Here is a 12,403-nt window from a genome sequence, read left to right on the forward strand (position 1 = left end):
ACCGACGGGCGATGACACCCCACAGGAGGGGAGCACTTGTGACAGTGCCACAGGACACCGCATGCCGAGTCCGCAACCCGGACAGACGACGCTTGCGACGTTTCAGTCCTGAAACCTCTATAAGACTTCCCTTGTAGGAAGCCCCGCCCTTTAGAGCGGGCGAGGATGTCACTACGATACCCACCCGTCGTTCATACGACCATTTTTATCTGTCATCCGTGACGGGGAGAGTGATGCAATTGGCGAGACCACCGGGAGCGGTCCTGAAATACTACGGGTACAAGTCGACGAAGGCGGGGGAGTTCTACCGCCCCATCATGTACCTCTACTTTCTCTCCATCGGTCTCGATTTCACGGCCATCGCAATTCTCGAAGGAATCTACAACCTGACGACGGTCCTCGGCGAGATTCCGACCGGCTACGTCGGGGACCGCATCGGACGCAGAAACAGTCTGCTCGTCGGCACGAGCATCATCACCCTGACGCTCGTTGGCATCGGTTTCGCGGGGTCGTTTCTCGAACTCGCGGTGCTCTATGCCTGCTGGTCGATGGGGTACAACTTCCGGTCCGGGAGCGACGACGCGTGGCTCTACGATACGCTCACCGACGAACTCTCCACCGACCAGTTCGCACACGTTCGGGGTCGTGGACAGGCGGTGGCCCTGCTGGTCGGCGTCGTCGGAAGCGTCGTCGGTGGATACCTCGGACAGCGCGACCTCGCCTACCCGTTTCTGGTGGCTGCGGTGGTGACTGGCGTGGGCGTCCCCATCCTGCTCAGCATGCGCGAACCGACGAGTTACGAGGAGAGCGACGCGGACGAACTCGGAGTTCGAGAGGCGTTCGGCGTCATCGGCGAGACGCTCTCGCACACCAGTCTCCGGGCGTTCGTCGTCTACTACTTCGTGCTCTTCTCGGCGGTCTCCTACCTGGTCTTCATGTACGTTCAGCCGGTGCTCGAAACGGTGTTTCCGCGGGTCGGCATCTCACCGGGAGAGGTCGAACCGCTGCTCGGGTGGTTCTACGCGGCCGTCAGTCTCCTCTCGGCAGGGTTGAGCTACCACACCGGAACGATTCGAGACCGCATCGGGATTCGACAGTGGTTCCTCGTCGTCCCGTTCGTCGTCGGAATCGGTCTCATCGCGCTCCTGGCGATTCCGGTACTGGCGATTCCGGCGTTCCTGTTCGCTCGCGGCATCGCGGAGACGACGCGCTCTCTCGCCTCACAGTACGTCAACGACCGAATCGATACGCTCGGCCGAGCGACCGTGCTCTCCGCACTCGCGATGGTGAGTTCCGTGACGGTCATCCCGTTCCAACTCGGAAGCGGCCTCCTCTCGGACGTGACTTCGCCGCTCACGGCGCTCGCAGTCGCTGGCGGCGTGCTCGTCCTCGGGTCGCTCGCCGTCCTCGGGTGGGAGTCGCCGGTGAAATCGGCCGCGGGGCGACCGACCGAGCGAGAGTAGCACCAGTATTCGGAATCTCTTTGAAGACAGAAACCCCACGCCCGCATATGAAAGTGTTCGGGTCGAGCGGAACTCGAGGGGTCGCAAACGACGAGTTGACCCCGGAGTTCGTGCTCAAGATTGCGAAAGCGGCGGGGACGGTCTGGCGTTCCGACCGCGTCGCTCTCGCGCGGGACACGCGGGCCACGGGGAGCATGCTCGCGGACGCCGCCGCCAGCGGGCTGGCGAGCGTCGGGGCGGACGTAGACCGCCTCGGCATCGTGCCGACACCCGGCGCGCAGGCCTACACCGAGCGCGAGGGGATACCGGCGCTGATGATAACTGCGAGTCACAACCCGCCGAAGTACAACGGCGTGAAACTCATCGGTGACGACGGTATCGAACTCGCCGTCGGAAGCTTAGAACGCGTCGAAGAGAAGTTTCTGACCGAAGCGTTCGACGAAGTTCGCTGGAGCGAAACGGGACACAGCGAACGCATCGAAGGCGCCCGCGACTGGTACGTCTCGCAGTTGCTCGACTCGGTGGACAGAGAGAAGATTGCCGACACGAACCCCACCGTCGCGCTCGACCCGGGACACGGTGCAGGGTCGCTCACCTCGCCCAAATTCTTCCGCAAACTCGGCTGTACCGTCGTCACTGCCAACAGCCAACCCGACGGCCACTTCCCCGGCCGTGACCCGGAACCGATTCCGGAGAACTTAGACGACCTCGGCCGACTGGTCGAGGCGAGCGACGCGGACGTGGGAATCGCCCACGACGGGGACGCCGACCGCGCCATCTTCTACGACGAGAACGGTGAGTACATCGAGGGCGACGCGACGCTCGCCGCACTCGCTGCCGCACAACTCGAACCGGACGACGCCGTCGTCTCCGCGGTCAACGTCTCCCAGCGCCTCGTCGACGTCGCCACCGAGACGGGCGCGAGGCTGGAACTGACCCCCATCGGAAGCACGAACATCATCACGCGCATTCGAGAGCTCAGAGACCAGGGCGTACAGGTTCCGGTGGCTGGCGAGGGCAACGGCGGTATCTTCTTCCCGAACTACCGACTGACACGCGACGGTGCGTACACCGCCGCGAAGTTCCTCGAACTGCTGGGAGACGGCCCTGCCAGCGAGGTGGTTACGCCCTACAACGGGTACCACAACGTCCGAACGAACATCTCGTACGCGACGGACGCCGAACACGACGCACTGCTCGCGGCCGCCGAGCAGAAAGCAGACGAGTCGAACGCGAGGCTGAACGATCGTGACGGGTATCGACTGGATTTCGGCGACGCGTGGGTGCTCGCACGACCCAGTGGAACCGAGCCGATGGTTCGAATCTACGCCGAGGCGCATGAACGCCAGCGTGCCGAAGAACTGGCAACGGAGATGGAAGACGCGCTCAGACTGGCGAAAGCCAGCGTCTAACGCTCCGGAACGTCGGCGAGTGCGTCGGTCAGGCTCTCTTTTCGGTCGCGCGCCCGTTGCAGTTCGTCCGTGACGGCCCCGCGAGCGAGTCGGTCGCGCTCGTCGTCGGTCAGTTCTGCACGCGCTTGCGCGGCGGTCCGCAGGCGGTCGAACCGAGTTTCGTCGTACGTGAGTCGCTGCACCTCGCGGAGGTTTGCGACCGCCGCTGGTGGTGCGAAGCGGTCTGCGACCCGAATCGCTTCCTCGCACCACCATCGGAGTTCGTCGGCGGGCGCTGGCGGCCAGCCGATAGCGAGTGGGGTGGCGTCGAGGCGGTCGAGGTAGGTCTCGTTCGTGGCGACGGCTCGCTTCAGGGCGGCCGGGTCGTCGACGTAGTGGTCGAGTTTCGACCGCGAGTAGCGGGCGAATTCGAGGAGGTCTGGAATCGACTTCGCTCCGACTTCGTTCTCGCACAGATAGTCGCGGAGGTCGTCGGGCGGCGATTCGAAGTCGACGAGCGGATACTGTTCGGTCGCGGTGAGAAACTCGACGACCTCGCGGGCGCTGGCCTCGCGTTTGAACGTGCGGAACGCGTCGGCGACCGCTTCGTCGGCGGCCTGGATGGGTTCTCGGAGTTCTTCTGTGGGCGCATCCAGGTCCGCGGAACCGAGCTTCTTGAGTCGTTCGAGGTGCGCGATTTCTTCGTCCAGTTCGGTGATGCGTCGGGAGACGGTGTGACGAGCGTCGCGGTATCGTTCGAACGTGGCTCGGCGTTCGTCCAGCAAGGCCGCGACCTCGCCAGCGGGTTCGAGTGCGGCACGCGCCGTCTCGAAGTCGTCCTCGCTCAGTCGGCGCTTGTCGATCGCGTCCTCGGCACGCTCGAACGCCTCGCGTTCGGGCAGGTCGTCCGGGAGGTTCTCTACGAGGTCGGCGAACGTCCCCTGGAACTCCACGAACGCCTGAAAGTCCCCGGTTCCCGTCGCTTTGCTCTCGTACCGGTCGAGGAGCCCCGTCGCGCGCGAGTGGGCGTCCGCGACCGCCTCGACCTGCGGTTCGCCGTACTCCGAGATGATAGCCTCGGCCTCTCGGCACGCTTCGTCCGCGTTCCGGAGGTCGGTGAGTGGGTCGCTCATGTCACTCGTACGCTTCGTCCGGGTCGAACACTTTCTCGCCGACGACGTCGGTTTCGGCGGTGGAACCGTCGGTCATCGAGTCGAGACGGCGGTAGAAACAGGATTCGTAGCCTGTGTGACAGGCTCCGCCCTCCTGTTCGACGCGGTAGAGGAGCGCGTCGCCGTCGCAATCGACGCGAACCTCGTCGACTCGCTGGACGTGCCCGCTCGTGGCCCCTTTCTGCCAGAGTTCGTCCCTGCTTCGGGAGTAGTAGTGTGCGAGTCCGGTTTCGACGGTCTTATCGACCGCCTCGGGCGAGACGTAGGCCAACATGAGCACGTCACCGCTCTCCGTATCCTGCGCGATGGCGGGTAGTAACTCGTTTTCGTCGAACGCGAGCGCGACTTCGGACGACTCGGTCATGGTTGGAACGTGTGTGGCCGGGCGGAATAGGCTTTTTCGCTCGCGATTCGTGGGGGGCGTTCGGACCGACGTCCGGTAGGAGACGAACGCCGACGGACGGTTAGCCGTCGACGAGGTTTGCGAATTCGTCGATCGGGATTATCTCCATCGTTTGCATGTCCATCCCGTGACTTTCGACCGCGATACCTGCCTTGAAGGCGGTATCTCTGTCTGGCGCATCGAAGATGAGCAGGAAATCGTACTCCCCGAGCACGGCGAAACTCCCTTCGAGGTCGACGCCATACTCTTCGAATTCGAGACGGACATCACCCCAGACCGACGTTAGCTCCTGGGCGTTCTGTATCTGTCCGCGGATGTCGACGAGTGCGACGTACTTTGCCATAGTATGCTGTGGTCAGTGCTTGCACAAAAGACTGTTTTCACCAGTGTGTCAAAAGAGCCGCCACGTCCCGCGAAAATTGCCGTCGCTCCCGAGCGCCGCACTCGAACCCTACGTCGTCCGGAACGCGCGGTCGCCCGCGTCGCCCAGGCCGGGGACGATGAATCCGTCCTCGTTCAGGTGGTCGTCGATGCTCACCGTTAGGAGGTCGGCTTCGGGGAACTTCTCGTGGACGTTGAGGAGGCCGTCGGGGGCGCTGACGGCGGAGAGGACGAAGAAGTTCTCCGGGTTGGGCTGTTCGCGGAGCACCTCTTCGAGGACGGCGCACATCGTACTCCCGGTGGCGAGCATCGGGTCGGCGACGATGACCGTGTCCTTCTCGGTTATTTCGGGGAGTTTCACGTAGTCGATGGTGATGGGAAACTCGCCGTCCTCGTCCATGCCCGCCTCCTCGTCGCGCCCGGCGCTGATGACGCCCTGTTTCGCGCGTGGGAACGCCTTCAGTAGCCCCTCGACGAACGGTGTCGCAGCACGGAGAACGTTGATGATGACCACGTCGTCCAGTCCCTTGACGCGCTCGCCGGTCGTCTCGGTTAGCGGCGTGGTGATGGACACGTACTCGGTATCCATCGCGCCGTCGATTATCTCGTAGCCACAGATGCGACCGAGTTTCACGAGACCCTTGCGGAAGCCGACCTGTTCCGTGTTCTCGTCTCGAATCTTCGAGAGGGTGTCTTTCGCCATGGCGTGCGTGATGAGGTGGGCGTCACCTCGTTTTTCAATGGTCATATGCGATTCGTGCGTGGCAGGGGGCTATAAGCTAACGATACGAGCGAGGCCGTGGCAGACGCTGATACGGCAACACGGCGCATTCGCCGACGGGCGATTCGAATCGTGAAACGATGGACTCACTCGCCGAACGTCAGCAGTCCGTCGTCCGACTCGGGGAACGGGTTCTCGAACGTGGCCCAGTCGGCGTCCATCTTCGCGTCGGTCAACAGGCAGTCGTCGAGCGACGCGACCAGCGATTCCTCTTCGACGTCGGTGCCGATGAAGACGAGTTTCGTCTCGCGGTCGCCCCACTCCTCGTCCCAGTACATCTCGGAGCGGTTGTCGCGGTAGAGCTTCTGGTCGATTTCGGGGAGACTGGCTATCCACCGTCCCGCCGTCTCGACGCGGGCGAGCGAACCGGCCTGGCTGTACTGGAGTATCAGGTCGTCCCGTCCGGCCACCCAAAACGTTCCTTTCGCACGGACGACGCCATCGGGAAGCGTCTCGAAGAACGTGGCCAGACGTTTCGGGTGGAAAGGGCGCGTCCGTCGGTAGGCGACCGACGTGACCCCGTAGGTCTCCTCCGGATGGCGATGGTGGTGTGGGTGGTCTTCCTCGTGGTCGCCGTGGCTGTCGTGGTCGTGCGAGTGGTCGTCGGTGTGAGCCATCGCCCGCTTCCACCCGGCGGAGTCACCGACCGCGTCGAGGTCGAAGAGTTCCCGTCGGAGGACCTTCTCCGGCGGAACCTGGCCGTGTTCGGTACGAATCAGTTCGGCACGGGGCTGGAGTGCACGAAGCGTCGCCTCGATTTCGTCCAGTTCGTCGTCGGTCACGAGGTCACACTTGTTGAGCACGAGCACGTCACAGAACTCGATCTGTTCGATGACGAGGTCGGACAGCGGGCGCGTCTCGCCGTCCTCGGTCTCGGTTCGTTCGACGGGTTGGCCGCCGCCGAAGAAATCCCGAAACTGACGTGCGCTCACGACCGTCACCAGAGTGTCCACGTCGTAGCGTGCCGCCGCGCGCGACTCGGTCGTGAACAGTCGTGCGACCGGGGCGGGTTCGCTGATGCCCGACGACTCGACGACGAGGGTGTCGAACTCCCACTCGCGGGCGAGCCGGCTGACCTCGGTTCGGAGGTCGTCCTGTAGCTCACAGCAGATACACCCGTTCGAGAGTTCCGCGACACCGTCCTCCGCGGTGAGTTCGGTTCCGTCCTCTATCAGTTCGGCGTCAACGTTTATCGTCCCCATGTCGTTGACGAGCACCGCTATCTTCTCCTCGCTCTCCGTCAACAGGTGGTTGAGCATCGTCGTCTTGCCGGCACCGAGATTACCGCTCAAAATCGTGACCGGGATTCGACCCTGACTCATCTGGTATCCCGTCGCACGCACCCCACCGTCTTAAGCCTGACCGGAACCGGGCGACGAGAATCAGCAGGGCGAGAGGAGCGACCCGGCCGCTTAAATAGCGAGGGCGACACTATGGTAGTATGTCACTAGCGGACACCATCGAGACGTATCGTCGCCACGTCTCGGAGTGGCTTCGTGGTCTCTATCACGGGATGATATCTCATCCGGCGTACGAGTTGATAGAGAAGGAAGCCGAAGACGTCGAAGACGAATTCATGCTCGCCTGTTTTCCCGACGTGTTCGGCGTTCCGAGTCCGGTTTCCTACTACACCGCCGAGTTGCTTCCCTACCTGACCGACGAGTTCGAGGCGTGGGAACGCCGCATGTGGGACCGCGAATCGCTCATCGAACGCAAAGGACAGCAGTTCCACTTCTGATATGAACAAGTTCGTCTTCTTCGGCGGCAAAGGCGGCGTCGGCAAAACGACGGTTTCGAGCGCGTACGGGCTGAAGTGTGCCCACGCAGGGCTGAAGACGCTCGTCGTCTCGACCGACCCCGCCCACAGTACCTCTGACGTGTTCGACCAGCAGTTCGGGGACGACCCCGAACCGGTTGACGGCCACGAGAATCTGTGGGCGATGGAGATAGACCCCGAAAAAGAGGTCGAGAACCATCTGATGGAGATAAAACGGTCGATGGGCGACCAGGTGAGTCCGGGGATGGTAAACGCCATCGACCGCCAGGTAGAGATGGCACATCAGACGCCCGGCGCACACGAGGCGGCGTTGTTCGACCGATTCGTGGACGTGATGCAGAACTCCGAAGAGTTCGACCGCGTCGTCTTCGACACCTCGCCGACCGGCGGCACGCTCAGACTGCTCTCGCTCCCCGAGTTCCTCGAAGGCTGGATCGACCGCTTGCTTCACAAGCGTCAACAGAGCATCGACCTGTTCGAGAAAGCCGCTATCGGCGACCGAGAACCCCGTCGGATGGTCGACGGCGACCCTATCATCGCCCACCTCCAGCGACGAAAGGAGACGTTCGAGTTCGCTGGCGAGGTACTTCGCAACGACGCCGCGTTCTTCCTCGTGCTCAATCCAGACGAGTTGTCGATTCGCGAGACGGGACGGGCCGTCGAAGAGTTGGCGAAGTCCGGGCTGGCAGTCTCTGGACTCGTCGTCAACAAAGTCACCCCGGAACCGGACGAAGACGAGTCGGGTCGTGGTGCGACCTACCTTCGAGAGCGCTGTGAAACCGAACGCGAGCGAATCGAGGAGATTCAGTCGTCGTTCGACGAACCGGTGGTCGCCATCATCGAATCTCGTGTCGAAGAGGTGAAAGGAACGCTCCTCTCGGACGTGACAGACAAATTAGAAGTTGCGGTCGAACCACCACCAAAATCTGCCGGATAACTATCAAAATCAAGGACACATTGGCGTAGGAAAGAGGTTTTCATACCCATCATACTATCAAGAGCTAGAGGAACACTTATTGTGTTTCGTCAATCTCTATGCCTTGGGGCTAAATACCATGGCGACAGCAATCATTTGGCTAGTACTGGGCGTGCTGGTACTTTTCAGCGTCGGGTATCTCGGTTACTCGCGCTACCTCGCACAGTTCGTCGAACTCGACGACAGTCGAGATACACCAGCACACAAGTACGAGGACGGGCAGGAGTACGTTCCTGCCAAAAAGACCGTCCTCCTCGGGCATCACTATTCGAGCATCGCGGGCGGCGCGCCCATCGTCGGCCCGATTACGGCGGGCGCGGCGTTCGGGTGGCTTCCAGCCATCCTGTGGATCGCAATCGGGAATCCGATTCTCGGCGCGGTTCACGACTTCATGTCACTGTCGGGGAGTCTCCGACACGAAGGGAAGTCCATCGGGTACATCATGGGCGAGTACGTCGGCGAACGCGGCAAGAACATGCTCCTTTGGTTCGCGTTCCTGACCATCATCCTCGTCATCGCGGTGTTCGCGCTGGTGGTGGCCGTCGTCTTCGACGCCTTCCCGAGCGCGGCGACCGCGAGCATGTTGTACATCGTGCTCGCGCTCATCTTCGGCGTGTGGCTGTACCAACTCGACCTCCCGTTCGGAGTCGGGACGGCCATCTTCGTCGCGGGCGTGTTCGCCAGCGTGTGGGTCGGCATCCAGTACCCAATCGCGCTGTTTCCCGCGGTCGGTGACGCGGCCTATCCGGCGGGAACCATCGTCCTCCTATCGGGTGGATCGTGGCTCCCGCTCGCGGGAACCTACGGCCCGAACGTGGCTGGCTGGGTGCCAGTCGTCGTCGTCTACGCGTTCATCGCCAGCGTCCTTCCAGTGTGGACGCTCCTGCAACCACGTGACTACCTCTCGTCGTTCCTGCTGTACGCGGGCGTCGGCGGGATGTTGCTCGCAATCATCCTCGGCTCGCTGGGACTGTTCGACCCCGTCACCGTCGACGGGACGACCTACTCGTCGTTGTCGACGCAGCTTCCGGCGTTCACCGGATTCTACAGTGACGCGCTCGGGCCAATCTTCCCGTTCCTGTTCGTCACCATCGCCTGCGGGACGATAAGCGGGTTCCACTCACTCGTCTCGTCGGGGACCACGGCCAAGCAACTGAACACGGAAAGCGACGCTCGGGTCATCGGCTACGGCGGCATGCTCGGCGAGGGACTGTTGGCGACCACCGCGGTCGCCGCGCTCGCCATCGTCGCAACCACGGAGTTCAGCAGTGGACTCGCAGGTGCACTGGCGAACTTCCCGACGGGTGGCGGCGTCATGCTGTCAAGCCTCGGAGTCCCAGTCTCGTACGGCATCCCGTTCATCGGTCTGGTGTTCGTGAGTTTCCTGCTGACGAGCACCGACACGGCGATTCGCCTCGGTCGGTACATGTTCGAGGAAATCGTCGGCACGCCCGAGACGAGCACGGAAAAGACGCTGACGAACCGCTACGTCAACGCAGGCATCCAGAGTGTGCTCGCTTACGTTCTCGTCTCCAGCGGGACGTGGGAGAGCCTCTGGCCCCTGTTCGGCAGCGCGAACCAGCTGCTCGCGGCACTCGCCCTGCTGACCGCGACCATCTGGCTGGTCAACTGGGACGACAGCAAACAGTTGCTCAGCACGGGCGGGCCGCTCGTGTTGATGTTCGCGGTGACCATCGTCGCCCTGCTGTGGATCGCGCTCATCCGCGCGCCGCAGGGGATGATGGCGGCCGATACGACGACGGTCGAAGCCGTCTCGCTCGGTGCGCAGGCCATCATCTCGCTCATCCTCGTGGGACTGGCGTTGTCACTGGCCAGAATCGGCTATCGGAACATCATGTCTGCTCGTCGTGAACGCACCGGAGCGCCGGTCACCGACGGCGGAGAAAAAGCAGACGACTAGGGCCGCAGACGACGCACGACACGCCCGAGTAGTCCCCGTTCTTTCGAATCGAGTGGTCGCCAGAGCGCGAACGCCGCACCCACGTCGGCATTCTTGCTGGCGACGATTTCCTCTCGCTCCGGCGCGACGACGACGAGATTGATTTCGTAGCGTCCGTAGTAGCCGAATTTGAGGAGCGTCCGGTCGCGGAAGCCCGAGACGAACTCGCGCACGTCGTCTGGAATCTCGGGGACGACCACCACGAAGGTGAACTCGGTGCCGAAGTGCTCTTCGTCGGCCTCAATCCACTCGTCGGCGAGGTCGTGGCCGAGGTCGACGAACGACTCGACGTCAGAGACGCGAACCGAGTCGGCCCGGCGGACGAACAGGTGTTCTTCGATAGTGTGGTTGGCGTAGTTGAGCGACTGGTGGAAAAACTGCTTTTGATTCTCCATCAACATCCGGCCGTAGAGCGTGAACTGTCGGCCGTGGACCGAGTAGGATTTCTCCAGGTCGAAGTTGAGAAACAGTCGGTCGCTCACTCTATCGACGTACTCGTCCTCCCAGTCGGGGACGCTTTCGGGCGTCCGAGCCGAGTCCCGTGGCTCGATACCGCTATCCATACTGATTCGGTCGAGTGGGACCGATATATATCCGTTGCCGATTGTGAGTCGGTACCGAGACTCATCATACTTTTATTACAAATGGTAGTGTGTCACACACTGTGATAGACGCAGACCCGCTCGGGCGAGCGATGCTCGACTACCAGCGAGGCGAACTGGACGGTGAGTGTCTGTACCGCGACGGGGAGGACGTACGGGACGGGCACATCCGCGAGAACTATTTCACGCCGCTCGAGGAGTGGCGCGACGACTGGCGTGACCTGCTCGAATCGCTCGACTATCCCATCGTGGACGTCGGTTGTGGCGTCGGTCAGCACGCCGAATTTCTACAAGAGGGCGGTGAAGTCGTCGCCATCGACGTGAGTCCCGCCGCCGTCGAGGCGGCGAGCGAGCGCGGCGTTCGCGACGCTCGCATGATGGACATGTTCGAGTTGAATTTCTCACGGGACAGGTTTCGGTCCGCACTCGTCAGCGGCACGCAGATAGGTCTCACCCAGTCGCTCGTGGGTGCGCGTGACTTCCTCTGTGACCTCGCCCGGATCACCGACGAATCGGGCGTGGCCGTCGTGGACAACTACGATCCCACCACCATAGGCGGGGAGGAACTGTTCGGCTATCGTCCCGACCCGCGTCCGGGTATCGCACACCGAACGTTCCACTTCGAGTACGAGAGGGACGAAGAACGCGAAGTCGGGCGAAGCCTCCACTTCGTCCTCTTTTCGCCCGACCGTCTGCGCGACGTGACCGTCGGAACGCCGTGGCACGTCACCGACGTGCGCCCGAGGGATGGATTCTACAAGGCGGTGCTGGCGAAAGACGAGTCTGCGTGGGGAGACGACGACTAGTCACTGCTCTCCCTTCGTCGTAGAACGCACAGATATCGAGCGCCTACGTCTCGAACGCCATCTCGATGCGTTCTAGATCAGAGTCTCGTATCCGGTCGGGCGACGCCTCGATTTCCTGGAGCGGCCGGAACGCGGCCTCGAACCCCTCGGCCTCCGGTGTAAGCTCGCCCGAGACGTTCGACCGTTCCAGCGCGTAGGTAATCAGGTAGTAGGCGAGACCCGGAAACTCGGCGTGGAGGATGGTGAGAAATCGGAGGTCGGAAGGGTCAGCTCGGAGGCCGGTCTCCTCTTCGAGTTCTCGCACGACCGCCTCCTTCGGCCCCTCGTCGTACCTGGCGTGACCACCGGGGAGGCTCAAGACACCCTCGTGCTGGGGTATCGGTTCGTCAAGGACGAGGACGTATTCGTCGTCGTGGACCACGACGTGGACGCCCGGAACCGGGTTGCGCGAGAGCACGAGTTCACACTCCGAACACCAGGGATACTCGCGTCCCTCGAACTCGCAGGTTCCTACCTCGGCCCCACATCGATGGCAGTGGTCGGGAGCGACGGCGACAGAATCGATGGCGACGGATTCGAGCTCGCCCATGTGAATATATGTCACCCCCGACCGACGAAAACGTTCCTATATCACGAAAGGTATAGATACTCACTGCCACGACGCCATATATCCCCGGTCGGTGTCCCGAGG

The 12,403-nt window shown here is 62.5% G+C and carries 13 protein-coding genes; 6 read left to right on the forward strand and 7 right to left on the reverse strand.

Annotated features, from left to right (window positions below):
* The first annotated feature begins 233 nt into the window (after window positions 1-233).
* Together ACR3FF_RS04325 and glmM are read left to right on the forward strand one after the other, a co-directional pair.
* Window positions 234-1,463, forward strand: a complete 1,230-nt coding sequence (locus ACR3FF_RS04325) for an MFS transporter (RefSeq protein WP_458186362.1) — start codon at window positions 234-236, stop codon at window positions 1,461-1,463.
* Between the two features lie 47 nt (window positions 1,464-1,510).
* Window positions 1,511-2,875 (forward strand): phosphoglucosamine mutase, encoded by a 1,365-nt coding sequence (gene glmM / locus ACR3FF_RS04330; protein ID WP_458186364.1) that lies wholly within the window; start codon window positions 1,511-1,513, stop codon window positions 2,873-2,875.
* Here the strand turns inward: glmM and ACR3FF_RS04335 are convergent.
* The 5 genes from ACR3FF_RS04335 to ACR3FF_RS04355 all read right to left on the reverse strand — a co-directional run bounded on the left by ACR3FF_RS04335 (window position 2,872) and on the right by ACR3FF_RS04355 (window position 6,913).
* Window positions 2,872-3,987 carry a DUF7118 family protein gene (locus ACR3FF_RS04335; RefSeq protein WP_458186366.1) on the reverse strand — a complete coding sequence of 372 codons (1,116 nt, stop codon included), beginning with the start codon at window positions 3,985-3,987 and terminating at the stop codon, window positions 2,872-2,874. The two genes, glmM and ACR3FF_RS04335, sit on opposite strands and share 4 nt — an antisense overlap.
* A gap of 1 nt (window position 3,988) precedes the next feature.
* A complete protein-coding gene (gene hisI, locus ACR3FF_RS04340; RefSeq protein WP_458186367.1) occupies window positions 3,989-4,390 on the reverse strand; it encodes a phosphoribosyl-AMP cyclohydrolase in 402 nt (133 codons plus the stop codon).
* Between the two features lie 100 nt (window positions 4,391-4,490).
* The gene (locus tag ACR3FF_RS04345; RefSeq protein WP_458186369.1) at window positions 4,491-4,772 is read right to left on the reverse strand and encodes a GYD domain-containing protein; all 282 of its coding nucleotides are present in this window, start codon (window positions 4,770-4,772) and stop codon (window positions 4,491-4,493) included.
* Between the two features lie 108 nt (window positions 4,773-4,880).
* On the reverse strand, window positions 4,881-5,558 hold the full coding sequence (gene upp / locus ACR3FF_RS04350) for a uracil phosphoribosyltransferase (protein ID WP_458186371.1): 678 nt from the start codon (window positions 5,556-5,558) through the stop codon (window positions 4,881-4,883).
* A gap of 119 nt (window positions 5,559-5,677) precedes the next feature.
* Window positions 5,678-6,913: a GTP-binding protein gene (locus ACR3FF_RS04355; protein WP_458186373.1), complete on the reverse strand. Its 1,236-nt coding sequence runs from the start codon at window positions 6,911-6,913 to the stop codon at window positions 5,678-5,680.
* A gap of 119 nt (window positions 6,914-7,032) precedes the next feature.
* Here ACR3FF_RS04355 and ACR3FF_RS04360 point away from each other — a divergent pair, with 119 nt between their 5' ends.
* The 3 genes from ACR3FF_RS04360 to ACR3FF_RS04370 all read left to right on the forward strand — a co-directional run bounded on the left by ACR3FF_RS04360 (window position 7,033) and on the right by ACR3FF_RS04370 (window position 10,265).
* Complete coding sequence (locus tag ACR3FF_RS04360; RefSeq protein WP_458186375.1) at window positions 7,033-7,329, forward strand: DUF7990 family protein; 297 nt, start codon at window positions 7,033-7,035, stop codon at window positions 7,327-7,329.
* A 1-nt stretch (window position 7,330) separates the two neighbouring features.
* Entirely contained in the window at window positions 7,331-8,305 is a 975-nt protein-coding gene (locus ACR3FF_RS04365; RefSeq protein WP_458186377.1) for an ArsA family ATPase, read from the forward strand.
* Between the two features lie 118 nt (window positions 8,306-8,423).
* Entirely contained in the window at window positions 8,424-10,265 is a 1,842-nt protein-coding gene (locus tag ACR3FF_RS04370) for a carbon starvation CstA family protein (protein ID WP_458186379.1), read from the forward strand.
* Here the strand turns inward: ACR3FF_RS04370 and ACR3FF_RS04375 are convergent.
* Window positions 10,262-10,867, reverse strand: a complete 606-nt coding sequence (locus tag ACR3FF_RS04375) for a DUF8052 family protein (RefSeq protein WP_458186381.1) — start codon at window positions 10,865-10,867, stop codon at window positions 10,262-10,264. The genes ACR3FF_RS04370 and ACR3FF_RS04375 overlap by 4 nt on opposite strands.
* 101 nt (window positions 10,868-10,968) lie before the next feature.
* Here ACR3FF_RS04375 and ACR3FF_RS04380 point away from each other — a divergent pair, with 101 nt between their 5' ends.
* Window positions 10,969-11,712, forward strand: coding sequence for a class I SAM-dependent methyltransferase (locus ACR3FF_RS04380; RefSeq protein ID WP_458186383.1), 744 nt, complete (start codon window positions 10,969-10,971; stop codon window positions 11,710-11,712).
* 43 nt (window positions 11,713-11,755) lie between these two features.
* Here ACR3FF_RS04380 and ACR3FF_RS04385 read toward each other — a convergent pair whose 3' ends face one another.
* Window positions 11,756-12,301, reverse strand: a complete 546-nt coding sequence (locus ACR3FF_RS04385; RefSeq protein WP_458186385.1) for an NUDIX hydrolase — start codon at window positions 12,299-12,301, stop codon at window positions 11,756-11,758.
* Window positions 12,302-12,403 lie beyond the last annotated feature (102 nt).

This window comes from Haladaptatus ordinarius, assembly GCF_054177595.1.

Bases quoted from the DNA above. Each gene is read 5' to 3' on its own strand.
- glmM (WP_458186364.1), top strand. From the start codon at position 1,511: ATGAAAGTGTTCGGGTCGAGCGGAACTCGAGGGGTCGCAAACGACGAG.
- ACR3FF_RS04365 (WP_458186377.1), top strand. From the start codon at position 7,331: ATGAACAAGTTCGTCTTCTTCGGCGGCAAAGGCGGCGTCGGCAAAACG.
- ACR3FF_RS04335 (WP_458186366.1), bottom strand. From the start codon at position 3,987: ATGAGCGACCCACTCACCGACCTCCGGAACGCGGACGAAGCGTGCCGA.
- hisI (WP_458186367.1), bottom strand. From the start codon at position 4,390: ATGACCGAGTCGTCCGAAGTCGCGCTCGCGTTCGACGAAAACGAGTTA.
- ACR3FF_RS04375 (WP_458186381.1), bottom strand. From the start codon at position 10,867: ATGGATAGCGGTATCGAGCCACGGGACTCGGCTCGGACGCCCGAAAGC.
- upp (WP_458186371.1), bottom strand. From the start codon at position 5,558: ATGACCATTGAAAAACGAGGTGACGCCCACCTCATCACGCACGCCATG.
- ACR3FF_RS04325 (WP_458186362.1), top strand. From the start codon at position 234: ATGCAATTGGCGAGACCACCGGGAGCGGTCCTGAAATACTACGGGTAC.
- ACR3FF_RS04360 (WP_458186375.1), top strand. From the start codon at position 7,033: ATGTCACTAGCGGACACCATCGAGACGTATCGTCGCCACGTCTCGGAG.
- ACR3FF_RS04385 (WP_458186385.1), bottom strand. From the start codon at position 12,301: ATGGGCGAGCTCGAATCCGTCGCCATCGATTCTGTCGCCGTCGCTCCC.
- ACR3FF_RS04355 (WP_458186373.1), bottom strand. From the start codon at position 6,913: ATGAGTCAGGGTCGAATCCCGGTCACGATTTTGAGCGGTAATCTCGGT.
- ACR3FF_RS04345 (WP_458186369.1), bottom strand. From the start codon at position 4,772: ATGGCAAAGTACGTCGCACTCGTCGACATCCGCGGACAGATACAGAAC.
- ACR3FF_RS04370 (WP_458186379.1), top strand. From the start codon at position 8,424: ATGGCGACAGCAATCATTTGGCTAGTACTGGGCGTGCTGGTACTTTTC.